The 23,639-nt window shown below is 64.7% G+C and carries 24 protein-coding genes; 14 read left to right on the top strand and 10 right to left on the bottom strand.

Features of this window, described 5'->3' with window-relative positions:
• Positions 1 to 77 precede the first annotated feature (77 nt).
• From ING15_RS04785 to ING15_RS04770, 4 genes are all read right to left on the bottom strand, one after another.
• Entirely contained in the window at positions 78 to 1,232 is a 1,155-nt protein-coding gene (locus tag ING15_RS04785; protein WP_206453651.1) for an osmoprotectant NAGGN system M42 family peptidase, read from the bottom strand.
• Positions 1,233 to 3,041, bottom strand: coding sequence for an N-acetylglutaminylglutamine synthetase (ngg, locus tag ING15_RS04780; RefSeq protein ID WP_206453650.1), 1,809 nt, complete (start codon positions 3,039 to 3,041; stop codon positions 1,233 to 1,235).
• A 7-nt stretch (positions 3,042 to 3,048) separates the two neighbouring features.
• Entirely contained in the window at positions 3,049 to 4,824 is a 1,776-nt protein-coding gene (locus ING15_RS04775; protein ID WP_206453649.1) for an N-acetylglutaminylglutamine amidotransferase, read from the bottom strand.
• Positions 4,825 to 4,996: 172 nt separating this feature from the next.
• Entirely contained in the window at positions 4,997 to 5,395 is a 399-nt protein-coding gene (locus ING15_RS04770) for a PfkB family carbohydrate kinase (protein WP_332873765.1), read from the bottom strand.
• On the opposite strand from ING15_RS04770, the gene ING15_RS04765 reads away from it, so the two are divergent.
• Positions 5,322 to 5,486: an SDR family oxidoreductase gene (locus ING15_RS04765; RefSeq protein WP_206453647.1), complete on the top strand. Its 165-nt coding sequence runs from the start codon at positions 5,322 to 5,324 to the stop codon at positions 5,484 to 5,486. The two genes, ING15_RS04770 and ING15_RS04765, sit on opposite strands and share 74 nt — an antisense overlap.
• A gap of 64 nt (positions 5,487 to 5,550) precedes the next feature.
• Complete coding sequence (locus ING15_RS04760; RefSeq protein ID WP_232845571.1) at positions 5,551 to 6,312, top strand: Crp/Fnr family transcriptional regulator; 762 nt, start codon at positions 5,551 to 5,553, stop codon at positions 6,310 to 6,312.
• A 33-nt stretch (positions 6,313 to 6,345) separates the two neighbouring features.
• On the opposite strand, the gene hemN is transcribed toward ING15_RS04760, so the two are convergent.
• Both hemN and ING15_RS04750 read right to left on the bottom strand, forming a co-directional pair.
• On the bottom strand, positions 6,346 to 7,701 hold the full coding sequence (gene hemN / locus ING15_RS04755) for an oxygen-independent coproporphyrinogen III oxidase (protein ID WP_206453646.1): 1,356 nt from the start codon (positions 7,699 to 7,701) through the stop codon (positions 6,346 to 6,348).
• Positions 7,694 to 8,176 (bottom strand): hemerythrin domain-containing protein, encoded by a 483-nt coding sequence (locus ING15_RS04750; RefSeq protein WP_206453645.1) that lies wholly within the window; start codon positions 8,174 to 8,176, stop codon positions 7,694 to 7,696. Before ING15_RS04750 ends, hemN begins: the two co-directional genes overlap by 8 nt.
• Positions 8,177 to 8,401: 225 nt before the next feature.
• Between ING15_RS04750 and ccoN the strand changes: the two genes are divergently transcribed.
• From ccoN to ccoP, 4 genes are read left to right on the top strand one after another with little or no spacing between them, the layout of a single operon-like run.
• Positions 8,402 to 10,042, top strand: a complete 1,641-nt coding sequence (ccoN, locus tag ING15_RS04745) for a cytochrome-c oxidase, cbb3-type subunit I (protein WP_206453644.1) — start codon at positions 8,402 to 8,404, stop codon at positions 10,040 to 10,042.
• Between the two features lie 12 nt (positions 10,043 to 10,054).
• Positions 10,055 to 10,801, top strand: a complete 747-nt coding sequence (ccoO, locus tag ING15_RS04740; RefSeq protein WP_206453643.1) for a cytochrome-c oxidase, cbb3-type subunit II — start codon at positions 10,055 to 10,057, stop codon at positions 10,799 to 10,801.
• A 10-nt stretch (positions 10,802 to 10,811) separates the two neighbouring features.
• The gene (locus ING15_RS04735) at positions 10,812 to 10,967 is read left to right on the top strand and encodes a cbb3-type cytochrome c oxidase subunit 3 (protein ID WP_206453642.1); all 156 of its coding nucleotides are present in this window, start codon (positions 10,812 to 10,814) and stop codon (positions 10,965 to 10,967) included.
• A gap of 3 nt (positions 10,968 to 10,970) precedes the next feature.
• Complete coding sequence (ccoP, locus tag ING15_RS04730; RefSeq protein ID WP_206453641.1) at positions 10,971 to 11,843, top strand: cytochrome-c oxidase, cbb3-type subunit III; 873 nt, start codon at positions 10,971 to 10,973, stop codon at positions 11,841 to 11,843.
• A 15-nt stretch (positions 11,844 to 11,858) separates the two neighbouring features.
• On the opposite strand, the gene ING15_RS04725 is transcribed toward ccoP, so the two are convergent.
• Positions 11,859 to 12,542: a DUF2270 domain-containing protein gene (locus ING15_RS04725; protein ID WP_232845570.1), complete on the bottom strand. Its 684-nt coding sequence runs from the start codon at positions 12,540 to 12,542 to the stop codon at positions 11,859 to 11,861.
• A 147-nt stretch (positions 12,543 to 12,689) separates the two neighbouring features.
• Here ING15_RS04725 and ccoG point away from each other — a divergent pair, with 147 nt between their 5' ends.
• From ccoG to ING15_RS04695, 6 genes are all read left to right on the top strand, one after another.
• Positions 12,690 to 14,264, top strand: coding sequence for a cytochrome c oxidase accessory protein CcoG (gene ccoG, locus ING15_RS04720; protein WP_206453836.1), 1,575 nt, complete (start codon positions 12,690 to 12,692; stop codon positions 14,262 to 14,264).
• Positions 14,265 to 14,266: 2 nt separating this feature from the next.
• Positions 14,267 to 14,749, top strand: coding sequence for a FixH family protein (locus ING15_RS04715; RefSeq protein ID WP_206453640.1), 483 nt, complete (start codon positions 14,267 to 14,269; stop codon positions 14,747 to 14,749).
• 7 nt (positions 14,750 to 14,756) lie between these two features.
• Entirely contained in the window at positions 14,757 to 17,075 is a 2,319-nt protein-coding gene (locus tag ING15_RS04710; protein ID WP_206453639.1) for a heavy metal translocating P-type ATPase, read from the top strand.
• A complete protein-coding gene (ccoS, locus tag ING15_RS04705; RefSeq protein ID WP_206453638.1) occupies positions 17,072 to 17,221 on the top strand; it encodes a cbb3-type cytochrome oxidase assembly protein CcoS in 150 nt (49 codons plus the stop codon). Before ING15_RS04710 ends, ccoS begins: the two co-directional genes overlap by 4 nt.
• 111 nt (positions 17,222 to 17,332) lie before the next feature.
• Complete coding sequence (locus ING15_RS04700) at positions 17,333 to 17,560, top strand: type II toxin-antitoxin system Phd/YefM family antitoxin (RefSeq protein WP_206453637.1); 228 nt, start codon at positions 17,333 to 17,335, stop codon at positions 17,558 to 17,560.
• A 2-nt stretch (positions 17,561 to 17,562) separates the two neighbouring features.
• Positions 17,563 to 17,934 (top strand): type II toxin-antitoxin system VapC family toxin, encoded by a 372-nt coding sequence (locus ING15_RS04695; protein ID WP_206453636.1) that lies wholly within the window; start codon positions 17,563 to 17,565, stop codon positions 17,932 to 17,934.
• Positions 17,935 to 17,955: 21 nt separating this feature from the next.
• Here ING15_RS04695 and ING15_RS04690 read toward each other — a convergent pair whose 3' ends face one another.
• The 3 genes from ING15_RS04690 to ING15_RS04680 form a co-directional block, all read right to left on the bottom strand.
• Entirely contained in the window at positions 17,956 to 19,473 is a 1,518-nt protein-coding gene (locus tag ING15_RS04690) for a tripartite tricarboxylate transporter permease (protein WP_206453635.1), read from the bottom strand.
• A gap of 4 nt (positions 19,474 to 19,477) precedes the next feature.
• Entirely contained in the window at positions 19,478 to 19,951 is a 474-nt protein-coding gene (locus ING15_RS04685) for a tripartite tricarboxylate transporter TctB family protein (RefSeq protein WP_206453634.1), read from the bottom strand.
• Positions 19,952 to 20,056: 105 nt separating this feature from the next.
• Entirely contained in the window at positions 20,057 to 21,043 is a 987-nt protein-coding gene (locus ING15_RS04680; RefSeq protein WP_206453633.1) for a tripartite tricarboxylate transporter substrate binding protein, read from the bottom strand.
• Positions 21,044 to 21,407: 364 nt separating this feature from the next.
• Between ING15_RS04680 and ING15_RS04675 the strand changes: the two genes are divergently transcribed.
• Entirely contained in the window at positions 21,408 to 22,295 is an 888-nt protein-coding gene (locus ING15_RS04675; protein ID WP_206453632.1) for a TIGR01459 family HAD-type hydrolase, read from the top strand.
• Positions 22,279 to 23,616, top strand: coding sequence for an FGGY-family carbohydrate kinase (locus ING15_RS04670; protein ID WP_206453631.1), 1,338 nt, complete (start codon positions 22,279 to 22,281; stop codon positions 23,614 to 23,616). The genes ING15_RS04675 and ING15_RS04670 overlap by 17 nt, the downstream gene beginning before the upstream one ends.
• Positions 23,617 to 23,639 lie beyond the last annotated feature (23 nt).

Here is a 23,639-nt window from a genome sequence, read left to right as displayed (position 1 = left end):
CCTATTATCGCGGTCGGGCGATCTTATGAACAGAGGAAGGTTCGACGCCCTCCCAGATCCGGCGGGACGGCGGGCCCTCACTCGGCCGGGTCGGAATCCTCGGCAAGCTCCTGCTCCGCCTCGACCGCCGGCTGCCGGGTGAACCCCTTGATTCCGGCATGCTGGTTGCGATCCCGCTCGATCTCGACCGGGGATGTGGCGTAGGCCGTGACGAGCTCGGCGAGCGAGCGCAGCGCATGCATGTGGATGCGTTCGTAGCCATGCGAGGCGTCGACACCGAAGGTGATCAGTGCGGTACGCACATCGTGGCCGGCCTCGATCGCGGACGCCGAATCGGAACGATAGAAGCGGAAGATATCCTTCTGGTAGCGGATGTCCTCTTCCTGGCAGAGCCGGACGAGCTTCTTGGTCAGATGATAGTCGAACGGGCCGGTCTGGTCGGCCATGGCGATGGTGACGCCGAACTCCGACGAGTTTTGGCCGGGCGCCGAGGTGCCGTTGTCGACCGCAATCATCGAGGCGACGTCGGGCGTCAGGATCGAGGCGGCGCCAACGCCGACCTCCTCGGCGATGGTGAACAGCCAGTGCATGTCGACGGGCGTCGACGCCTCGGCGCGCTCCATTGCCTCGATCGCGGCGAGCATGACCGCGACGCCGGCCTTGTTGTCGAGATGGCGCGAGACGATGAAGCCGTTGTCGAGAAACTCAGGCTGCGGATCGATCGCCACCGTATCGCCGATCTCGATGCCGAGGGCTTGCAGTTCGCGGGTATCACGGCCGAGCGCGTCGACCCGCAGCTCGACGTAATCCCAGCCGACCGGCATGGTGTCGATCTCGTCGTTATAGGTATGGCCGGAGGCCTTCAGCGGCAGGATCGTGCCACGATAGGTGCCGGAGTCGGTGAACAACGTGGCGCGCGCGCCCTCGGCGAAGCGCGCCGACCAGTGGCCGATCGGCACGAGTTCAAGGCGGCCGTTCTCCTTCAGTCGCTTGACCTGGGCGCCGAGCGTATCGAGATGGCTGACGATCGCCCGGGCCGAGGCGCGCCGGGAGCCTTGCCTGAGCGCCGAGATCGCGCCGCGCCGGGTCAGTTCGACCGTCAGGCCGAGGCGCTCAAGCTCCTTGGCGACATGGCGAACGACGGTGTCCGTATAGCCGGTGGGGCTGGGAATATCGAGAAGCGCCTTCAGCTGGTCCGTTAGATACTGCGCATCGATGGCAAGCCTTGGCACCTAGCCGTCCTTCCTGGATTTATGTTTACGCGTTCTGGCGGCGCGCACTGAAAACGGAATTGACAGCGGAAACAAGAGATCGATGAAGCGCTCGGCCGTCGGTTGCGGCTCGTGATTGGCCAACCCCGGCCGTTCGTTCGCTTCGATGAAGACATAGTCCGGCAATTGCGGCGCCTTGATCATCAGATCGATGCCCGTCACCGGAATCTCGATCGCCCGGGCGGCGGCGATCGCTGCCTCGACGAGAACCGGATGCACTTCGCCGGTCACGTCGTGGATGGTGCCGCCGGTGTGAAGATTCGCGGTCTTGCGCACGGCGATGCGCTCGCCCTTCGCCAGGACGTCGTCCAGGGCATGACCTGTATTCTTAATGCAGCGCTCGGTCTCGGCGTCGAGCGGCACCCGGCTTTCGCCGGCTGTCGCAGCCGCCCGGCGCCGGGACAGATGTTCGATCAGTTCGCGGACGCTGGAGCGGCCGTCGCCGGTGACCTGCGGCGGCTTGCGCAGGGCGGCGGCGACCAGGCGATAGTCGATGACGATCAGCCGGAGGTCGTGGCCGTCGAAGCACGATTCCAGCAGCACCCGTTCCGATTGCTCGCGCGCCACCGTGATCGCGCGCTCAGCGTCCTCGACGGTTTCGATTCCGACGGCGATGCCGCGTCCTTGTTCGCCCCGCGCCGGCTTGACGACGATCTGTCCGTGCCGAGCGATGAAGGCCGCGAGCGCCTTGTTGTCGCCGTCGGCATCGATCTGATCGGGTACCGCGACGCCGGCGGCCTCGACCATGCGGCGGGTCACCGATTTGTCGTCGCAGATCGACATCGCGATGGCAGACGTCAGTTCTGACAGGCTCTCGCGGCAATGGATGGTGCGGCCGCCCTGGGTCAGACGGAAAAAGCCTCCGGCCGCGTCCGTTACTTCGGTATGGATGCCCCGCCGCCGCGCCTCGTCCACGATGATGCGGGCGTAAGGGTTCAGGCTGTCGTAATCGGCGCCTGGGCCGGTGAACAGCTTCTCGTTGATCTCGTTCTTGCGCTTCACGGCAAAATACGGAACCCTGTAGAAGCCGAGCTTCTCATAGAGCCCGATCGCCAGCTCGTTGTCATGCATGACCGAGAGATCCATGAACGCACAGCCGCGTGCCTGGAAATGCTCGGCCAGCCGGCGCACTAGCGCCTCACCGATACCCGGATGCGTTGCCTGGGGGTCGACCGCGAGGCACCAGAGCGAGGAACCATTCTCCGGGTCGGCAAAGGCGCGCCGGTTGTGGACGCCCGTCACGGTACCGAGGATGGCGCCGGTGGTTTCGTCCTCGGCGACGAAATAGGTCAGCGCCCTGTTGTCGCGGTTGGACCAGAAGAAGGACGGATGCACCTGCACCATGCCGCGGCTCTGGTAGATGCGGTTGACCTCGGTGGCGTCCTGCTCGGAGGACAGGCGGCGGATGAAATAGCCGCGCGGCCGGCGCGGATCGCTGCGATAGGTCGACAGGTCCAGCCGGTAGGTGTGCGAGGGGTCGAGGAACAGCTCCTGGGGCGCGTGGCTCAAAAGCACATGCGGGTCGCGCGCGTAGAACGCGATATCGCGGCGGTCGGGACCTTCCTCGCGCAGGCTGCGCACCAGTTCCGTCGGGTCCTCGAAGGTCTGGGCGAAGACCAGCCGTCCCCAGCCGCAATCGAGATAGGCATTTTTCTCGGCCGCGGGCACATTTGGATCGTGCTTGCCGATCGGCGCCTTGATGCCATCGGTCCGCATCCGCCTCAGGCGGTGGTCGATATTGGGCTGGGTCCTGGGCCGGTGGTCTGCCATCGCGGCGCTAGATCCCTTGCTGCTGGAGCCACAATTCGAGAAGCGCGACCTGCCAGAGTTCCGAGCCGCGTAGCGGCGTGATGTGGGCCGCCGGATCGGCGAACAGCGTCTCGAGATAGTCGCCGCGGAACAAGCCGCGCGACTTGGCGCTTTCGGATGTCAGCGTGTCGCGTACCATGTCGAGATAGGGCCCGGAGATGTATTTGAGCTGGGGAACCGGGAAATAGCCCTTCTTGCGGTCGATCACAGCGGACGGGACGACCTGACGGGCGACTTCCTTGAGGACGCCCTTGCCGTCCTGTTTCAGCTTCTCCGCCGCCGGAACGCGCGCCGCGAGTTCCACCAGTTCGTGGTCGAGGAAGGGCACCCGCGCTTCCAATCCCCAGGCCATGGTCATGTTGTCGACCCGCTTGACCGGATCGTCGACCAGCATGACGTGGGCGTCGATTCTCAGCGCCTTGTCGACGGGGTTTTCCGCGCCCGGCATGGCGAAATGCCGTTCGACGAATTCGCGGCTGACGTCAGTTTCGGTGTGCCATTCCGGCGAAATGTGGCTCAGCAGCCGCTCATGCGAGCGGTCGAAGAAGGCATGGCTGTAGGCGGCGAGCGAATCATTGGCGCCGACCATCGGCGGATACCAGTGATAGCCGCCGAAGATTTCGTCGGCACCCTGGCCGGACTGGACCACCTTGATGTGCTTGGAGACCTCGCGCGACAGGAGGTAGAAGCCGACATTGTCGTAGGAGACCATCGGTTCCGACATCGCCGCGATGGTGCCGGGCAGATGCTCCATCAGTTCCGAGCCGGGCACGAAGATCTTGTGGTGCTCGGTGCCGTAGTGATTGGCGATCAGGTCGGAGAATTCGAACTCGTTGCCGACCTCGCCATTGGCGTCCTCGAAGCCGATCGAGAAGGTGTTGAGGTCCTTCTGCCCGGCCTCGGCGAGAAGCCCGACGATCAGCGAGGAATCGACGCCGCCCGACAGGAGCACCCCGACCGGAACGTCGGCGACCATGCGGCGGGCGACCGCGGTCTTGAGCGATTCCAGCACCATGTCGCGCCAGTCGTCGGAGGACAACTTGTCGTCGCCGGGGCGCGGTCCGAATTCGGGCGCCCAGTACATATCGTCGTCGAAGCTGCCGTCCGCCTCGATCAGCCGGGTCGTCGCCGGGGGGAGCTTGCGCACGCCCTTAACGATGGTCAGGGGCGGCGGCACCACGGCGTGGAACGTCATGTAGTGGTGCAGCGCCTCGCGGTCGATCGACGTATCGACGTCGCCGGTCTTCAGGATCGCCGGTAGTGAGGAGGCGAGATAGAGGCGTTCGGCGTTCTGCGACAGATAGAGCGGCTTGATGCCGAAGCGGTCGCGGGCGAGCAGAACCCGGCCGCTATCGCGCTCGTGGATGGCGAAGGCGAACATGCCGTGGAAGTGCTTGACGCAATCGCGCCCCCAGGCGTGATAGGCCTTGAGGATGACCTCCGTGTCGCCATGCGAGAAGAAGCGATAGCCCTTGCCTTCAAGCTCCTTGCGTAGCTCAGGATAATTGTAGATGCAGCCGTTGAAGGCGATCGTCAGCCCGAGTTCCGAATCGACCATCGGTTGCTCGGCCTTGTCGGACAGATCGATGATCTTCAACCGCCGGTGGCCCAGGCCGACCCGGCCGCGCATCACCTGTCCGGAGCCGTCCGGGCCGCGCGGAGCCAGGCAGTCGCCCATGCGCTGAAGCCGCTCGGCCGAGGCCTTTTGCCCGTCGAACCGGATTTCACCGCAGATGCCGCACATTGTGCCTCCGAACCGTCACGTCACGCGCCGCCAGTCTGAAAAATGACCCTCGGGCGGAACTTCCTGATCGAAGACCATATAGGCAGCAGCCCGCAACATGAACCGCAACGGCCGAATTTCTTCCGCGTCGCAGAAAGTCCGGCGAGAGGGAATTCGCCAGCCTCGCCAACCGCTATCGCATCAAGGCGCCGTAGTGCCGTACGACCTGCGCGGCCAGCGCATGGCCCTTGCGCGCGGCCTCGACCGGCGGCAGACCGCTGAGGCGGGCGGCGAGATAGGCCGCGCTGAAGCTGTCGCCGGCGCCGGTCGTATCGAGTGGCTGTGTGACCGTTTCGGCGGCGACGTCCTGGCGTTTGTCGGCATAGGCGACGAGAGCCGGATCGCGACCGTCCTTGACCACGACTTCGCCGGCACCGAGCCCGAGATAGCGCTCCGCCGTCGCGGCCGGCGAAGCGTCGTCGAAGGCGGCTTCCACGTCCGGAAAGCTCGGCAGGCAGATGGTCGCGGCGCTGGCCGCCGCTTCGATCGCGCGGTGCATTTCGGCGGGGCGCTGGGGCGCGCCGTCCGACACCGGCGGAGCGGCGGTGTTCCTCGCCTCGCAGGCGGCGCGATACGTTCATGGAGCCGTAATTCCGGTCGATGCCGGTTGGCAGGCCTGCTGACGTCAAACAGGGTTTGAATCGGCCGCCCATCTTCTTTAACACTGCGCTGGGGGGAACAGCGCGGATGACAAAAACGATGGCCCAGACCTCCCGAGTTGAGCGGCAGGACATTCACAATTCCGAGGTCCCGGCGCTCTGCCGCGCCTGCGAGGCCCGCCATCGCGGCGTCTGCGGCGCGCTCAAGCCGGATCAACTGGTCAAGCTCAGCAAGCATACGTCCAAACATGCCTATGGCAGCGACGAGGAACTCACTGCGACCGGAGACGACGTTCGCCGCTATTCCAACATCTTGAGCGGGGTCGTGAAATTGACGCGGCTGATGGCCGACGGACGGCAGCAGATCGTCGGATTACAGTTCGCGCCCGATTTTCTGGGCCGCCCCTTCAAGAGCCGAAGCGACGTCTCGGCCGAAGCGGCGACGGACGTGACCCTCTGTTCGTTTCCCAAGAGCGTGATCGAAGACATGATCGACGGATCGCCGGAACTCGGGCACAAGCTGCACGAACAGGCTCTGAAGGAACTCGATGAGGCCCGCGACTGGCTTCTGACGCTCGGCCGCAAGTCCGCGACGGAGAAGGTCGCAAGCTTCCTGTACCTGATCGCATCCCATATCGACCCTGAGCATAAGGCCAAGGACGGTCCCATCTGCTTCGAATTGCCGCTCAAGCGTGCCGACATCGCCGATTTCCTCGGTCTCACCATCGAGACGGTCAGCCGCCAGATCACCAAGCTGCGAAAGGCCGGCACGATCGTCGTCGAGCACAACAGGACCATCACCGTGCCCGATCTGCGCCGGTTGCGGGATTGCTGCGAAGTCGACCGCTGAGGGTCGGCGTCTCGGCCGGTCAGGTCGCCCGCTTCACACCGCCTTGGAATACCGGAATGCCGATGTCTGCAGATGCGCGTCGAACCGGGCCGCGACGATGCGTGTGAATGGCCGGGCGTCGTCCGGGATGACGAAGCGGTCGGCCTCGACGCGGCAGAGCCGGTCGGCGTCGCTCGCGGCGATCTGGCGAGCTTCCGCGATATAGGGCGCGGCCGCGGCGCCGAATCGCGCTTCCATATCCGCAAACGAGACCGTGAAGTCGCACATCAGCCGTTCGATCAGATGAGCGCGGATGCGATCATCATCGCTCAGCCGGTAGCCGCGTCCGACGGGAAGGAGGCCGGCTTCCAGTGCGGCGCGATAGGTTGCAGTCGGAACGATGTTCTGCACATAGCCGTCGCGAAACCGGCCGATCGAAGAGGCGCCGAGCCCGATCAGCGTCTCGCAGGCATCTGTTGTGTAGCCCTGGAAATTGCGATGCAGCCTGCCCGTCCGCGCGGCTTCGGCGAGCGTGTCGTGGGGCAGCGCGAAGTGATCGATGCCGATCGCCGCGTAGCCGGCCGCGACCAGTGCCGCCTCGGCGAGGCGCGCCTGGCCGAATCGCTCCCCCTGATCTGGCAGGTCCTCGTCCCGGATCATCGTCTGGTGCTTCTTCAGCCACGGCATGTGGGCATAACCGAACAGCGCGATGCGGTCCGGTGCGAGATCGACGACCTTATCCAAGGTTGTCGCAAGCCGCTGTTCGGTCTGCAACGGCAGGCCGTATAGGGCGTCGATATTCAACGAGTCGATGCCGATCGAACGCAGGCTGGCGACGACGTCACGGGTCAGTTCGAAGCTCTGCGGTCGGTTGATGGCGGTCTGCACGGCGGGATCGAAATCCTGAACGCCGATGCTGGCTCGCGTCATGCCCAGCGCCTTGAGACCGTCCAGCGTATCGTCCGTGACATCGGACGGGTCGATCTCGACGCTGATTTCACTCGCCTGGTCGATCGTAAAGGCCTCGCGAAGCGCATCGGACAGGCGTTGAAAGTCGCCGGAGCGCATCAGACTGGGGGAGCCGCCGCCGAAATGGAGCTGCGCCACCGGTGCGGGAAAGCCGACCGCTCGCGAGACCAGCGCGATCTCGCGCAGCAGCGAATCCACATAATCGGCCACTGGTGCGTACTGGCGAGTATGTTTGGTGTGGCAGCCGCAGAACCAGCACAGCCGGTCGCAGTAGGGAACGTGGATGTACAGTGAAACGCGCTTGTCGCCGGTAATCCCGGCCAGCATCGTGGGCAGCAAGCCCGCGCCGAGATCCGATTGGAAATGCGGCGCTGTCGGATAGCTCGTATAGCGGGGAACGGGCTCGCTGTGGCGGGCCAGGATCGTTGCCGAATCACGCATGGCCGCTCCCTTCGATCTGTTGCACAAGCGGAACGATGTGTGCCCTCTCGAAGGTGATGTGGCGCCGCATGCCTCCGAAAAATCCACGCAGCATATAGCCGAGGGCCTCCGGGTTGCGCGGCTCGAGACCACTGACGAAGCTGACGAGCCCCTCCGCCAATTCCTCGGCAAACATCTCGTCTTCCCAATGCTCGAAATGAAGGTTGTTCAGCGCTTCGCCGATGGCGGTGTCCTTGGCAAAGCACGATTTCAGCAGTGGGAAAAGAAGAGTTTCCTCAAAATCATGCGCGCGGCGCACGGTCGGGCATACACTTCGCGCGACATGCAGCGCGTCCTGCCGATTCACATTGTCGGGGAGGCGGTCGGCGATCTCCTCCAGGCGGTCGCACAGGTCCGAAAGAACCCGGAAATGACCGTTGAGCCGGCCGACGAGGCTCTCGCCGCCCACGAAAGCGCCGGCACCGACCGACCGCAATGAGGCGGCTCCACGCCCGATCGCGCGTCTGGCTTGTGCTCTGGATCGCATGTCTCGACTCCGGCGGCGGTCATCGTCCGGACCATTCATAGAGGTCGGCGGCTGCCAGTCTCCTTGATCCAGGTCAAAGCGAAGGCTTTTGGACGCTGGCAAAGAGCGAGCGGGCGTCGCTGCGCAATCGGCCGGGTTTCGTTGCGCCGTGAGGGATATTGGAGAACATTGGTCATGAAGAATCAGGTTGAGGCGATCCTGGTCGGCCTGGCGGCGCTACTGGCGTTGCTCGGCGCGGCCTTCGCCAGGGATGCGCTGTTCGAGGCTCATGCCTGGGTGCTGTTTTTCGTGCTGGCCGTCGCCACTGTCATCTTGCTGCGGCGTATCGAATTCGTTGACAAACAAGCCCTTGCCGAAGCGAAACAGATTCCGCTGAAGGCAAGCGAGGCCGGCTATGCGGACGAGGTCGTGCGCTACGGCGTCATCGCCACCGTGTTCTGGGGGGTCACCGGATTCCTGGTCGGTGTTCTCGCCGCGTCCCAACTCGCCTGGCCTGAGCTCAACTTCGAGCCGTGGCTTAATTTCGGCCGGCTTCGCCCGCTGCACACGTCCGCGGTGGTGTTTGCCTTTGGAGGCAACGCGCTGATCGCAACGTCATTCTATGTCGTCCAGCGCACCACCCAGGCACGGCTCTGGGGCGGCAACCTCGCCTGGTTCGTATTCTGGGGTTATCAGCTCTTCATCGTCATGGCGGCGACCGGCTATTTGCTCGGCATCACCCAGAGCAAGGAATACGCCGAGCCCGAATGGTATGTGGATCTGTGGCTCACCGTCGTCTGGGTCGCGTATCTCGCGGTGTTCCTCGGCACGCTGATCAGGCGCAAGGAACCGCACATCTACGTCGCCAACTGGTTCTATCTGGCCTTCATCGTCACCGTCGCGATGCTGCACGTCGTCAACGGACTGTCGATGCCGGTCTCGCTTCTCGGCGCCAAGAGCTATTCGGCGTTCGCCGGCGTGCAGGACGCGCTGACCCAGTGGTGGTACGGGCATAACGCCGTCGGCTTCTTCCTAACCGCCGGTTTCCTCGGGATGATGTATTATTTCATCCCGAAACAGGCGAACCGCCCGGTTTATTCCTACCGGTTGTCGATCGTCCACTTCTGGTCGCTGATCTTCCTCTACATATGGGCCGGTCCCCATCATCTGCACTATACCGCGCTGCCCGATTGGGCGCAGACGCTCGGCATGGTGTTTTCGATCATGCTCTGGATGCCCTCATGGGGTGGCATGATCAACGGCCTGATGACCCTGCAGGGCGCCTGGGACAAGCTGCGCACCGACCCGATCCTGCGGATGCTCGTCGTTTCCGTGGCCTTTTACGGCATGTCGACCTTCGAAGGGCCGATGATGTCGATCAAGACGGTGAACTCGCTGTCGCACTACACCGACTGGACCATCGGTCACGTGCATTCCGGCGCGCTCGGCTGGGTCGGCCTGATCTCCTTCGGAGCGGTCTATCACCTCGTGCCGAAACTCTGGCACCGCGAGCGGCTCTACAGCATGCGCCTCGTCAACTGGCACTTCTGGCTCGCGACGCTCGGCATCGTGGTCTACGCGGCGGTGATGTGGGTGTCGGGCATCATGCAGGGCCTGATGTGGCGCGAGTACGACGACCAGGGATATCTGGTCTACTCCTTCGCCGAAACCGTCGCCGCCATGTATCCCTACTACGTGCTGCGCATGGTGGGCGGCCTGCTCTACCTCACCGGCGGGCTGGTCATGGCGTTCAACGTCTACAAGACGATCCGTGGCGACATCCGCCAGGAATCCCCGATGGGTGGCTCTGCGCCCGCTCTCGCGACGGCCAAGTAAGGAGACGCGGCAATGGCACTTCCGCACCACAAACTGCTGTTCAGGCATCACGGCAAGATCGAACGCAACGCCAGTCTTCTGCTGGTTCTGTCCCTCCTCGTCGTCAGCGTCGGCGGCGTCGTCGAGATCGCGCCGCTCTTCTATCTCGAGAACACGATCGAGAAGGTGGACGGCGTACGGCCCTACTCCCCGCTCGAGCTGGCAGGCCGCAACATCTATATCCGCGAGGGTTGCTACACCTGCCACAGCCAGATGATCCGGCCGTTCCGCGACGAGGTGGAACGCTATGGCCCGTACAGTCTGGCGGCGGAGTCGATGTACGATCATCCGTTCCAGTGGGGGTCGAAGCGAACGGGGCCGGATCTGGCCCGCGTCGGCGGCCGCTATTCGGACGAGTGGCAGGTGCAGCACCTGACCGATCCACGCTCGGTCGTGCCGGAATCGGTCATGCCGACCTACGCCTTCCTGCGGAAGGAACTGGTGGTGGAGGATCCGGCTGGCCATCTGGTCGCCAACCGCCGTGTCGGCGTGCCCTACACCGATGCGATGATCGAGAACGCCAAGGCCGACTTGCGCGCCCAGGCGGACCCGGAGGCCGACACGTCGGCGCTTCTCGAGCGCTATCCCAAGGCCGTGGTCAGCAATTTCGACGGCGATCGGCAAAAGCTGACCGAAATGGACGCGCTCGTCGCCTACCTGCAAATGCTTGGAACGCTGGTCGACTTCTCGGCCTACAAGCCTGAACTCAACGACCGGTAAGGGGCGAAAGATGGATTTCGAATACCAGAGTATGCGCACCTTCGCCGACAGCTGGGGGCTCCTCTACCTGACGCTCGTCTTCGTCGCCGTCGTCGTCTGGGTCCTGAGACCAGGGGCTCGCAAGGCGGCTGACGAAGCCGCACGCATTCCGTTCAAGGAGGATTGATCGATGGCGGAAGAAAAAGACATCGACGCGGTGACGGGAGTCGACACCACCGGCCATTCCTGGGACGGCATCAAGGAACTCGACAACCCGATGCCGCGATGGTGGCTGTGGACCTTCTACGCCTCGATCGCCTTTGCCTTGGTCTACATGGTGCTCTATCCGGCCTGGCCGCTGGTCAATTCGGCGACGAAGGGTGTGCTGGGCTGGTCGAGCCGTGCTGATCTGCGCGCGGAGATGGCGCGCGCCGAAGCGCAGAATATCGATCGCATCGAGGCGATCAAGGCATCCTCCGTGACGGATATTGCGGCCGACGACAATCTGCGCCAGCTCGCGATCTCTGCGGGCAGCGCAGCCTTCAAGGTCAACTGCGTCCAGTGTCACGGGTCCGGCGCGGCCGGCAGCGTCGGCTATCCCAACCTCAATGATGACGCCTGGCTCTGGGGCGGCGGCGTGGAGGATATCTACACGACGATCCTTCATGGCGTGCGCTACGGCGAGGACGACGAGACCCGAGTGTCCGAAATGCCGGCGTTCGGCCGGGACGGAATCCTCGATCGCGAGCAGATCGCCGCAGCCGCTGCCTATGTGCGCAAGCTCTCGGGCCAGGAGGCTGACGCCGCGGCGGCCGAGAACGGCGCGACGGTCTATGCCGACAATTGCGCCGCCTGCCATGGCGAGGCGGGCGAGGGTGTTCGTGAACTCGGGGCGCCACGCCTCAACGATGCGCTCTGGCTCTATGGCGGCGAGGAGAAGGACATCATCGCGCAGATCACTTTGCCACGGCATGGCGTCATGCCCGGCTGGGGCGATCGCTTGGGCGATCTGACCGCCAAGCAACTCGCCGTCTATGTCCATAGCCTTGGCGGCGGCGAATAGAGGGGAAAGCCGCACTCAACCCATCGAACTGGATGACGATCCCCGAGATCTGAATTTCGCCGCGTCGCTGCGGGCGATCCAGATCGCGATCGTCGTCCAGCTGACGACGTAGAAAACGCCGATGGCGAGCACCGCTTCGCCCGGGAACGGGCCGATATCGGCCCGTTCGACGAACTCTGTCAGGGAGCCGACGGCGGTGGGGTGCACCATCAGCTTTCCGACATAGGCGGCGGTCTGGATCAGCAGGATCCAGAGGTAGTTTCGGCGAATCCGCCGGCCGATCGCAGTGGCCTGGCTGATATGATAGACCGGGTGCAGATAGTTGTCGGCGAGAACCTGCGCCCAGCCGCTTTCGGTGTGCAGATTGCCGTCCCGCAGCATCGGCGCGTAGAAATTGTTTTCCATCCAGCGCGCTCGCGCACGCCAGACGTTGAAATAGCGGTAGCGGCGGGCCTCCAGCAGCAGAAAGAACAGAATCAGGATGCCGACCAGAACCAGCGGCAGCGGTGAGGCATCGGGCGATGAAAACGCAATCGATAGCGCGATGCCGAGCGTGACCACCGCCCAGTTCGTCGTGGTGTCGAGCCGGGTCCGCCAGATCGTGGAGCGATAGATTTCGCCGCGATAGAGATGGGCGAGGACGCCCATTTCCGCGTTGCTGAAATCGCGCGTGCAAGCCTTGTCCGGACCGGAATCCATTGCTTCCTCCCTGCCTGACGGCAGGCGTTTGACGCAAAGTGTCTCACGCTCGAATACGGCGGTCAAAACGGGTGGTTGATCTGGGTCAAGGATAAGGCGAGCCGTTGCAGCGAAAAGATGGTCGTTCATGCCGGGGGCCGTCCGGCGATGCAGGAGTGGATTTTGGACCAACCCACCGAAATAACGCCAATCGACGTCGAGGCCGTCAATGCCGGCGGGCGCCAGCAGAGCCAGCCTCTGTATGCGCCGCGTCAGAAGATCTTTCCCAAGCGTGCCGAAGGCAATTTCCGCCGCTTGAAATGGATCGTCATGGCGATCACGCTCGGCATCTACTACGTCACGCCATGGCTGCGATGGGATCGCGGGCCTTACGCTCCCGACCAGGCGGTCCTCGTCGATCTGGCCAATCGCCGGTTCTATTTCTTCTTCATCGAGATCTGGCCGCAGGAATTCTTCTTCGTCGCCGGATTGCTGGTCATGGCCGGCGTCGGCCTGTTTCTGATCACCTCCGTCGTCGGACGGGCCTGGTGCGGCTATACCTGTCCGCAGACGGTCTGGACCGACCTATTTCTCGTCGTCGAGCGATTCTTCGAGGGTGACCGCAACGCCCGCATCCGGCTGGACAAGGCACCGTGGAGCGCCGACAAGATCCGCAAGCGCGTCTTCAAGCACACCACGTGGCTGGCGATCGCCCTGGCCACCGGCGGCGCCTGGATCTTCTATTTCGCCGACGCGCCGAAACTGCTCACCAGCTTCATCCTCGGGGAAGCGCCCTTCGTCGCCTACGCCACCGTCGGCATTCTAACTGCCACCACCTATGTGTTTGGTGGTCTCATGCGCGAACAGGTCTGCATCTACATGTGCCCCTGGCCGCGCATCCAGGCGGCGATGCTGGACGAGGACTCACTCACCGTTACATACAACGACTGGCGCGGCGAACCGCGCACGCGCGGGGCCAAGAAGGCGGCGGCGGCCGGACTTGCGGTCGGCGACTGCGTCGACTGCAATGCCTGTGTCGCGGTCTGCCCAACCGGCATCGACATCCGCGACGGGCAACAGCTGGGCTGCATCACCTGTGCGTTGTGCATCGATGCCTGCGATTCGGTGATGGACCGGCTCGGCCGGGAGCGCGGGCTGATTTCCTACGCGACGCTGCGCGATTACGACGCCAATCTCGCGATCGCGACCGATCCGGTGAGCGGGATGATCGACCCGTCCCGGGTGCGGGACGAGAACGGTCGCTTCCGCGACAATCTTCGCCACTTCGACTGGCGGATCATCTTCCGGCTGCGGACGTTGATCTATACCACTGTATGGGCGGCAATCGGCGCCGCCTTGTTCATCGCGCTGATGGCGCGCGACAGGCTCGAGATCAACGTCCAGCACGACCGCAATCCGGTCGCCGTGACGTTGAGCGACGGCTCGATCCGCAACGGCTACACGGTCAAGCTGCTCAACATGATCCCGGAGCCCCGCGTGATCACGCTCGGTATCGAGGGTCTCCCCGGTGCGACCATGAGCATCAACGAGATTGAGCAACCGGCCGGGACCAGCTTCTCAGTGCCGGTGGAACCCGATAAACTGCGCACATTGCGTGTCTTCGTTTCGCAGCCGCCCGAGACCGTCAAACCGGGCGCGACCGATTTCCGCTTCGTCGTCAAGGATCGGGCATCGGAAGAGACGGACACCTATGCGGCGATCTTCGAAGTTCTGGAGGATTGACCATGCTGGCTCGCCTGTTTCGACCGCGTGAATTCACCGGCTGGCACATGGTTGCCGTGATGGCCCTGTTCTTCGGGACGATCATTTCGGTGAATCTCGTGCTTGCCTATTTCGCCAATTCCAGCTGGAGCGGCCTCGTTGTCCAGAACTCCTATGTCGAGAGCCAGCGCTTCAATGCGCAAACGGCCGTGAAGCGGCGCCAGGCGGCGCTCGGCTGGACCGTGCATACGTCTTACGAGGACGGGGTCTTCGCGGTCAGTCTCGCCGACGCCGAGGGACGCGCCATTCGCAACGTGTCCGTCGAGGCGACGATCGGCCGACCGACGACCGAGCGGGAGGATCGCATCCTCCAGTTGAAACCCGGCCTGGGCGGAACCTACGCCGCTCCGACCGAGCTCGGCACGGGGCTTTGGGAGGCCGCCATTGCCGTGACGGCAAAGGACGAGCCGCCCTGGGACAAAGCGGTGCGCTTCGTGGTGGAGTGAGACGGTTATGACCTGTTGTGGTGGGGTGCTGGCCACGGATCTAGCGCTCGAAACCTCCGACCCGGCGAGCGCGCTGCGGGCCGAGGAACTGAGGCGGTCGGGACGCGCCAACCAAGACGGCACGGTCCAGTATGTCTTCTCGGTTCCGGACATTTCCTGCGGCCGCTGCATGGCCACGATCGAAACGGCGCTGGCGCCGCTCGACGGCGTCGTCTCGGCCCGTGTCAATCTGACGATGCGCCGGGTGACCGTGGTTCTCGATGCCGCGGACCGTTCACCACTCGTCGTCAGCGATGCCCTGGAGCGCCTTGGCTATGGCGCGCCGCCGGTCGACATTGGCGATCTGGACGACCTTGGCCGCCAGCGGGAATCGGCCGGCCTGCTCAAGGCGTTGGCCGTCGCCGGCTTCGCGGCCGGCAATATCATGCTCTTGTCGGTGTCGGTCTGGTCCGGGGCCGACGCCGCCACCCGCGGCCTGTTCCATCTAATCTCGGCGCTGATCGCATTGCCGACGGTGGCCTATTCCGGCCAGGTCTTCTTCCGTTCCGCATTTGGCGCGCTCAGGGCCGGACGCCTCAACATGGATGTTCCGATCTCGCTCGCCGTGGTGCTGGCGCTCGCCATGAGCGTCTTCGAGAGCATGACGGGTGGAGAAGAGGCCTATTTCGACGCCGCGGTGACGCTGCTCTTCTTCCTGCTGATCGGGCGCTATCTCGACCAGCGCATGCGTGAGCGAGCGCGAACCGCCGTCACCGGCCTCAGCCGTCTGGCGGTGAAGGGGGCGAGCCGGGTGGAAGACGGCGAGCTCTCCTACGTGCCGCTCGACGAGGTCCTGCCCGGCATGATCCTGCGTGTCGCCGCTGGCGAGCGGGTCCCCGTCGACGGTGCGGTGGTGCGGGGGACGAGCGATCTCGACCGCTCCCTCGTCACCGGCGAGAGCGCGCCGTTTGCCGCGTCCTGCGGCGACCGGGTCGAGGCGGGGACGCTGAACCTGGCCGGTTCGATCGACATCGAAGCGCTGGCGACGGCCGAAAACTCCTTCCTCGCCGACATCATCCGGATGATGGAAGCCGCGGAGAATGGGCGTGGACGCTATGTGCGCGTCGCCGACCGCATGGCGCGGATCTATGCACCGGCGGTCCACATCCTGGCCGCCGCCACCTTCCTCGGCTGGCTGGTGGCGACGGGCGGCGACTGGTACACGGCCACTTACGCCGCCATCGCCGTCCTGATCATCACCTGTCCCTGCGCGCTCGGACTGGCGGTTCCCGTCGTTCACGTCATCGGCGCGGCGCGGCTGTTCGAGAACGGCATCCTGATGAAGGACGGCTCGGCGCTGGAGCGTCTCGCCGAGGCCGACCACGTCGTCTTCGACAAGACCGGGACGCTGACGACGGGCGTCCCCCGCGTGATTGCGTCGGATGTCGAGGGCGACGCAGCGGCGGCCGCGCGCGCGCTGGCCGCCCATTCGACGCATCCGGCCTCCAGGGCGATCCTCGCTTTTCTCCCCGCCGCATCCGCTGGAGCGCTCACGGCGGTTCACGAGGTGCCGGGCTGCGGCGTGGAGGGTGAAGTCGACGGTCGCCGCGCCCGTCTCGGGCGCTCCGATTGGGTCGGCGCCATCGCATCCGGCGATGGATGGTCGGGGGCACGCCCCGACGGCGTCGCCTTCGCGTTGGAAGGCGGTCGTCTGTTCGGTTTCCAACTGGCGGAGACGCTGCGCGGTGATGCCGCGGCGGCGATCGACAACCTGAAGCAAGACGGCCTGGCGGTGGAGGTCCTGTCGGGCGACGCGGCCAAGCCCGTGAGCCGGATCGCCGACGAACTCGGCGTTGCCGCAATGGCGTCGGGCCAGACGCCCGGCATGAAGATCGGCCACTTGCGTGACTTGCAGGCGCGCGGGGCAAAGGTTCTGATGGTCGGCGACGGCCTTAACGACGCGCCCTGCCTGACAGCCGGCGACGTGTCGATGGCGCCGGCGTCCGCCTGCGACGCCGGGCGGCTGGCGGCCGACTTCGTTTTCACGCGGGACAGCCTTTTGGCCGTGCCCTTCGCCCACCGGGTTGCGGTCAAGGCGAAGCGTTTGGTGCAACAGAATTTCGCGCTGGCGATTCTATACAATTGCATCGCCGTTCCGTTGGCGATGGCCGGCTATATCACCCCGCTTGTCGCCGCCATCGCCATGTCCTCTTCCTCCATTGTCGTCGTCGCCAACTCCCTGCGTTTGGCCCGTGGCGGCAAGATGGGCCGGCGGCTCGAGGGCGCTTTGGCGCCGAGCACACCGCGGCTTTCGCCCGAGCGGCTCGCCAGGGAGGGCGTGGCATGAACGTACTGATCTACCTATTGCCAGTCGCGCTCGGGCTCGGGATGCTCGGCCTCGTCGCGTTCCTGTGGAGCCTGAAAAGCGGCCAGTACGACGATCTCGACGGTGCTGCCGAGCGGATTCTTCTGGACGACGACGAGGCAGACTGAGGCATGATTCAGGCGCGCGTCGGATCCTCCCGGCCGGCAACAGCCATTTCCGCCCACTTGTTTCCAGGGAGATTAAGACCATAATTATAGCCATAATAACGAGGTGCTCCCATGGACGTCACGGTCGCTGAGATGAAGGCCAACCTGTCAAACGTTCTGCGCAAGGCCGCCGCCGGCGCGGAAGTCCAGGTGACCCGGCACGGCAAGCCGTATGTCCGTCTCGGACCTGCCCGGCCGGAACGGCCGACATTGCCACGGGTCGGTGCTTTTGACGGCCAGTTTCAAGTTCCGGATAACTGGGACGATATCGCGACCGGATTCGAGCAGTACATGGAATGACGGTGGACGCATATCTGCTCGATTCGCACGTGCTCCTAGGGGCTCTCTACGAAAGCGCCAAGCTGCCCGAGCGCTATCGGACGGTTCTTGCCGGGAGCGCCCAGACATTCATCAGCGCCGCGACCGTCTGGGAAGTGGAGATCAAGAAGAAGAACGGCGCGCTTCCCGTGCCGGACAAGATTTGGGAACAGTGCGCGCAAACCGGCCACCAATTCCTGCCGATCGACACGGCGCACGCGCGCGCGGCCGCCATGCTTCCGCTCCACCATCGCGATCCCTTCGACCGCATGCTGATCGCCCAGGCCCGACTCGAAAGGCTGACGATCCTGACGGTCGACCGCGACTTCGCCAAATACGACGTGTCGCTCGCCTGACGTGATTCCCGGCGCGCCGGATCAACCGGAAGCGATATTCTCGCCGGGAGTCCCCTGGCCGCCCCGCCGGCTCGCCGCCCAGACGATCAGCGGAATGCACCAGATCGCGATGGTGAAGAGGCCGAGGCCGGCGGCGATCGGCCGCTCGAAGAAAGCCAGGAAACTGCCGTCCGCCTTGATCATCGAGGTGATGAAGTTCTGCTCCAGCATCGGGCCGAGGACCAGGCCGAGGATCGCCGGGGCAATCGGAATGTCGTTCTCCTCCATCACGAAACCGAGGACGCCGAAGATCAGCATCAGGATGACGCCGAAGATCGAGTTGTTGATGGCGAACGAGCCGACGATGCAGAACATCAGAATGATCGGCATCAGGACCCGGGTCGGGATCGATAGGATCGTGCCAGCGGCCTTGATCGCCACCCAGCCGAGCGGCAGCATGATGAGGTTGGCCAGGAAAAACACGATGAACACCGCATAGATCATCTGCGGGTTGGTGATGAAGACCGTCGGTCCCGGATTGATCCCCTTCACGTAGAGGACCCCGATGACGATCGCGGTGATCGAATCGCCGGGAATACCGAAGACCAGTGCCGGAATCCAGGCGCCGCTGACCGCGCCGTTGTTGGAGGCGCCGGCCTCGACGAGCCCCTCCACATGGCCGGTGCCGAATTTCTCCTTTTGCTTCGAAAACCGCTTGCTGATTGCATAGGAGATCCAGGCGGCGATGTCGGCGCCGGCTCCCGGCAGCGCGCCGATGGCGGTGCCGACGACGCTGCCGCGCACCACCTGCATCGGATAGCGGCGCAAATTCACCCACTGGCCACGAAAGATGCCGGACCGGCCGGACCGTTCTATATGCGGGCGTTCCTGACGGGTGACGACCGAGCGAAGCACCTCCGACACGGCGAAGAGGCCGATCATAGCCGGAATGAACTGCACTCCCGCCAGGAGATCGACGATGCCGAAGGTGTAGCGTGGTTCCCCGGCCGGGTTGTCGATGCCGACCGTTGCGGCGAAGAGGCCGATCAACAGCGAGATCAGGCCGCGCGGAACCGATCCGGGCGAGACGAAGATCGCGCAGGACAGGCCGAGCACGACCAGCCAGAAATATTCGAAGGACGAAAATTTCAGCGCGATGTCCGCCAGCGCCGGCGAGGCGGTGACGAGCACGATCGTCCCGAAGATGCCGCCGAGCGCCGAGAACACCAGCGCCGCGCCCAAGGCTTCTTCCGACCGGCCTTGACGGGTCATCCGGTAGGCATCCTCGACATAGGCCGCGCTGGCCGGCGTTCCGGGCATCCGCAAGAGTGCGCCCGGAATGTCGCCGGCGAAGATCGCCATCGCCGTCGCGGTGACGATCGCGGCGATGGCCGGCACCGGTTCCATGAAGAAGGTGACCGGCACCAGCAGCGCCGTTGCCATGGTCGCGGTCAGCCCCGGAATGGCGCCGACGAACATGCCGAAGCAGGCCGAGCCGAGAATGACGAGAAGCACGTATGGCTGGAAAACGAGGGCGAAGGCCTCGATGACGAAGGACATGGGGCTACCAGAGAAAGCCGAGGAAGGCGTTGCGGGGCAGCGGCACCAGCAAGAGCCGCCCGAACGCTTGTTGAACCACGACAGCGGCGAAGAGCGAGATGAGGACCGCGGTCAGCGGCTTTACGCGGAGCGTCAGCATCAGCGTCACCATCACCGCGAACGCCATCGGCACAAACCCGATAAGGTCGGAGAAGAGGATGTAGATGACGATCAGCGCGAGCGAGACGAGGAGGCCGATGACGGATGCGGGCGAGCGCGCCCAGTCGGCGATGACGATGGCCGGCCGCCGCGCGCCGGCGGCCACGCTGCGCCCGGTCATGTACAGTCCAAGCCCGAAGGTCAGCAGCGCGATCGTCTTGGGCATCGTCGCGGCGCCATAGGCCTGACCCGGTATCGCGGAGAATTGCGTTGCTGAGAGAAAGATCGCGATAGCGCCGGCCAGAAGCAGGACGCCGAGGGTGAGATCATTGAGCTTCATCGACGCGCTCTTTTGGACCGGAAATGATCGGCGTGGCGAATCGCGCTCCGCGCGCTGGCGATAGGGGCAGGCGTCCGGCGCGCGGCCGGACGCCTCTTGGCTGCCTCAGTTCTTCGCCAGGCCGGCCTCTTTCATCACCTCGCCAAGGCTGGCGTCGTCGTCGGCGACGATCTTCGTCGCCTCATCGCCCGCAGCCCAGCGCACGCCGAACCCACGGTCCTTCATGAAGCTTTGATATTGGTCGCTGTTATAGGCTTTTTCGATGGCGCTGGTCAGCTTGGTCTTGACCTCGTCCGGCAGGCCCTTCGGCGCGGCGACGGCGCGCCAGACCGCCAGCGTCCAGTCGGAATCGACCCCCTCTTTCAGCGTCGGCACGTCAGGGAACATCGCTTGGCGCTCGGCGGACATGGATGCCAGCGGCCGGACCCGACCCGCCTCGATCATCGCGCGGCCCTCGGCCAGCGACGACGGTACGATGTCGACGCCGCCGGCCACCATATCGGTGATTCCCGGCGCCGCGCCCTGGCTCGGAACCCAGGTCACCTGATCCGGCGGCAGATCCTCCGACAGCAGCCAGCCGGCAAGGCCCAGATGCCAGATGCCGCCCTGACCGGTGCCGGACGCCTTGAAGGTGCCCTTCGGCTGCGACTTGATGGCGTCGCGCAGTTGCTCCAGCGATTCGTACTCCGAGTCCGCCGAAACCATGATGCCGCCGGGATCGGCATTGACCAGGGCGAGGATGTCGAAATCCTCGTAAGTGAGCTCGGTAAGGCCCTGCCAATGCATCATGTCGATCTCGATCGTCATGATGCCCAGCGTGTAGCCGTCCGGTTCCGCATTGGCGATCGCGCTGTGGCCGACGACGCCGGAACCGCCGGTTCGGTTCACCACATTCACCGGCACGCCAAGCTCTTCTTGCAGCAGCGAGGCGAGGATGCGGCCGACCGCGTCGGTGCCGCCGCCCGCGCCCCAGGGCACGATCATCTGGATCGGTCGCTCGGGATAGGCCGATTGCGCCGAAGCGACGCCGGTGCCAAGAACGCTGGACGCCATGAGCGCGGCAGCGAGGGCAATGATGGAACGTCTGCGCATATTTCCTCCCAGATGGCTTGTTCGCAAGAGTGCGATGCGAAGACCAGCGACCACGGGACCGCACCTTGGTGCCGCGCCAGCGATCATGCGATCTCGTCTCCCAGGGTGACTATCAGGCGCGCTAAGCGGCGTGTCAATGTATACCTTGTTTCTGGGGATTTGCGGAGGTTCGCGCAGGATTGCCGGGAGGTGATCGGGGTGGGAAGGCCCAAAATCGACAAGCAGGGTCCGGTTATCCTAGGTTGCCGGACGGGGCATCGGTGAATACAGCGAATCTCATTTCGCGTATCTGCACAGTCGCGGACACGCGGGCGGTCGCTTGCCTCGCGCTCGCTCGGATATTGGCATCGAACGGAGACTTGAGTTGGACGAACACGTTACTGGCTTGGAGCAGATCGCCGATACCTTCGATGCCGTCGTCCTCGATCAATGGGGCGTGCTGCATGACGGCGACGCCCTCTATCCAGGTGTTCTGGAGGCGCTGGAGCGGCTGGCGGATGCCGGCAAGACGATCGCGCTTCTGTCGAATTCGGGAAAGAGGGCCGCGCCGAATCGCGACCGCCTCGCCGGCTTCGGCATTCCGGTCGAGGGGATGACGTGCATCGTGACCTCCGGTGAAGTGCTTTGGGATGATCTGGCGAACGGCGTCGTGAAGGGTTTCGATCGCCTGTTTCCCGTCGCGGCGACCCCGGAAGACGCCGAAGCCTGGATCGATGGTCTCGACGGGATTGCACTCGCCGACTCACTGTCGACGGCGGATGCAATCCTGATGATGGGCCTGCCGGACAATGCCGAGCTGTCGTCCTATCAGGGGCTTGTCGACGAAGCGCTGGCTCGTCGCGTGCCGGTCCTGTGCGCCAACCCCGATCGTGCCTCGCCGCGACCGGGCGGCAAACTGGTGGTGGCGCCGGGCGCCCTGGCGGCGCGCTACGAGGCGGCCGGTGGGCGCGTCATCTGGTACGGCAAGCCGCATGCGCGGGTCTTCGAGGCGACGGCCGAGGCTTTGGGAAATCCGCAGCACGACCGCATTCTCATGGTCGGAGATTCGCTGCAACATGACGTGGCGGGCGCCAGTGCCGCTGGCTGGCGGACGCTTTTCGTCCGCGACGGTCTCCACGCGCAATCCCTGGCCGACAAGCGCGGCGGTGACCTGGATGCGCAAATCGAAAAGCTCGCGAGCAAGGACGGCGCGCCGCTGCCCGATTACACGATCGGCATGCTGCAATGGGCTAGCCATGACGCTCGATCCTGATGTTCTGGCGCTGTCGGCGCGCTTGGGTCGTGACCCGCTTTACCTGGGTCTCGACATCGGCACCTCCGGTGTGCGCAGCGCTATCGTCGATTCGGACAAAAACCTGGTCTCGAGCGTTCGCGAGCCGATGCACGCGGCAGAGGAGTATGGCGTTTCTGCTGAAAGCTGGTGGAAGACGGTCTCCGCCTGCCTCGACGCCCAGGCGAAGGCTCTCGCCAACCAGGGCGGTTCGATGGCGGCGATTCGCGCCGTCGCGATCGACGGCACGTCCGGTACGATGGTTCTCGTGGACGACAACGCGCGGCCGGTGACGCCGGCGCTGATGTATGATTCCTCCGGTTTCGACGACGAGGCGACGCGTATCGCGGCTTGCGCGCCGACGGGTTCGATCGCCCGAGGTAGCGGTTCGGCACTTGCGCGCATGCTGCGGTTGCAAAGTTATGACCCCGATCAGCGGGCGCGCCACCTTTGCCATCAGGCCGATTTCATCCTGGCGCGGTTGACCGGGCAGCCGGGACTGTCCGACGAAAACAATGTCCTGAAGCTCGGTTACGACCTCGAACGCAACACATGGCCAGACTGGTTTGCAGCCTGCGGCACGCGGATGGATCTGCTTCCGGACGTCTTGTGCGTCGGCGCGGTCGCCGGATCGGTGACAGCATCAATGGCCGAGCGGTTCGGCTTCTCGCGCGACCTGAAGCTTCTCGCTGGCACCACCGACAGCGTCGCCGCCTTTCTCGCGTCGGGCGCGACGGAGATCGGCGAAGCAGTGACGTCGCTCGGCACCACGCTGGCGATCAAGCTCTTGTCGGACGTGCGGGTGGACGACGCGGCGCGGGGTATCTACAGCCATCGACTCGGAGACCGGTGGCTCGCGGGCGGCGCGTCGAACACTGGCGGCGGCGCGCTGCTGCATCACTTTTCCGCCGAGACCATTGCGGCGCTGTCCAAGCAGATCGATCCGGATCGGCCGACCGGGTTCGACTATTATCCGCTGGCGCGAGCCGGCGAACGGTTTCCCGTCAACGATCCCGCGCTCGCCCCACGGCTTGAGCCGCGTCCCAACGACGATGCGGTGTTTCTGCAAGGCATGCTGGAGGGGATGGCCCGGATCGAGGGCAAGGGCTACGCAGCCCTTGCCACGCTCGGGGCGCCGACGCCGAAACGCGTTCTGACCGCCGGCGGCGGCGCGCGGAACGAGGCTTGGACGGCGATCCGGCGCAGGACCCTCGGCTGTCCCGTCGAGAAGGCGCCCCAAGCCGAAGCCTCGGTCGGCATGGCGCTGTTGGCGCGGCGCGGCATGGAGCGGGTTGAAGCCTGACCGGCGTCCGTGCCCGTCGTGGC

It is taken from the genome of Aurantimonas marina, assembly GCF_017183135.1.
In the GTDB taxonomy this organism is placed as follows: Bacteria; Pseudomonadota; Alphaproteobacteria; order Rhizobiales; family Rhizobiaceae; genus Aurantimonas; species Aurantimonas marina.
The sequence above is the reverse complement of the archived record's forward strand: the minus strand, read 5'-3'. Positions and strand labels throughout refer to the sequence as shown.

Coding starts and splice junctions, on each gene's coding strand:
- ngg (WP_206453650.1), bottom strand. CDS start 3,041: ATGGCAGACCACCGGCCCAGGACCCAGCCCAATATCGACCACCGCCTG.
- ING15_RS04775 (WP_206453649.1), bottom strand. CDS start 4,824: ATGTGCGGCATCTGCGGTGAAATCCGGTTCGACGGGCAAAAGGCCTCG.
- ING15_RS04765 (WP_206453647.1), top strand. CDS start 5,322: ATGGTCGCGGCGCTGGCCGCCGCTTCGATCGCGCGGTGCATTTCGGCG.
- ING15_RS04760 (WP_232845571.1), top strand. CDS start 5,551: ATGACAAAAACGATGGCCCAGACCTCCCGAGTTGAGCGGCAGGACATT.
- hemN (WP_206453646.1), bottom strand. CDS start 7,701: ATGCGTGATTCGGCAACGATCCTGGCCCGCCACAGCGAGCCCGTTCCC.
- ccoN (WP_206453644.1), top strand. CDS start 8,402: ATGAAGAATCAGGTTGAGGCGATCCTGGTCGGCCTGGCGGCGCTACTG.
- ccoO (WP_206453643.1), top strand. CDS start 10,055: ATGGCACTTCCGCACCACAAACTGCTGTTCAGGCATCACGGCAAGATC.
- ING15_RS04735 (WP_206453642.1), top strand. CDS start 10,812: ATGGATTTCGAATACCAGAGTATGCGCACCTTCGCCGACAGCTGGGGG.
- ccoP (WP_206453641.1), top strand. CDS start 10,971: ATGGCGGAAGAAAAAGACATCGACGCGGTGACGGGAGTCGACACCACC.
- ING15_RS04725 (WP_232845570.1), bottom strand. CDS start 12,542: ATGGATTCCGGTCCGGACAAGGCTTGCACGCGCGATTTCAGCAACGCG.
- ccoG (WP_206453836.1), top strand. CDS start 12,690: ATGCAGGAGTGGATTTTGGACCAACCCACCGAAATAACGCCAATCGAC.
- ING15_RS04715 (WP_206453640.1), top strand. CDS start 14,267: ATGCTGGCTCGCCTGTTTCGACCGCGTGAATTCACCGGCTGGCACATG.
- ING15_RS04710 (WP_206453639.1), top strand. CDS start 14,757: ATGACCTGTTGTGGTGGGGTGCTGGCCACGGATCTAGCGCTCGAAACC.
- ccoS (WP_206453638.1), top strand. CDS start 17,072: ATGAACGTACTGATCTACCTATTGCCAGTCGCGCTCGGGCTCGGGATG.
- ING15_RS04700 (WP_206453637.1), top strand. CDS start 17,333: ATGGACGTCACGGTCGCTGAGATGAAGGCCAACCTGTCAAACGTTCTG.
- ING15_RS04690 (WP_206453635.1), bottom strand. CDS start 19,473: ATGTCCTTCGTCATCGAGGCCTTCGCCCTCGTTTTCCAGCCATACGTG.
- ING15_RS04685 (WP_206453634.1), bottom strand. CDS start 19,951: ATGAAGCTCAATGATCTCACCCTCGGCGTCCTGCTTCTGGCCGGCGCT.
- ING15_RS04680 (WP_206453633.1), bottom strand. CDS start 21,043: ATGCGCAGACGTTCCATCATTGCCCTCGCTGCCGCGCTCATGGCGTCC.
- ING15_RS04670 (WP_206453631.1), top strand. CDS start 22,279: ATGACGCTCGATCCTGATGTTCTGGCGCTGTCGGCGCGCTTGGGTCGT.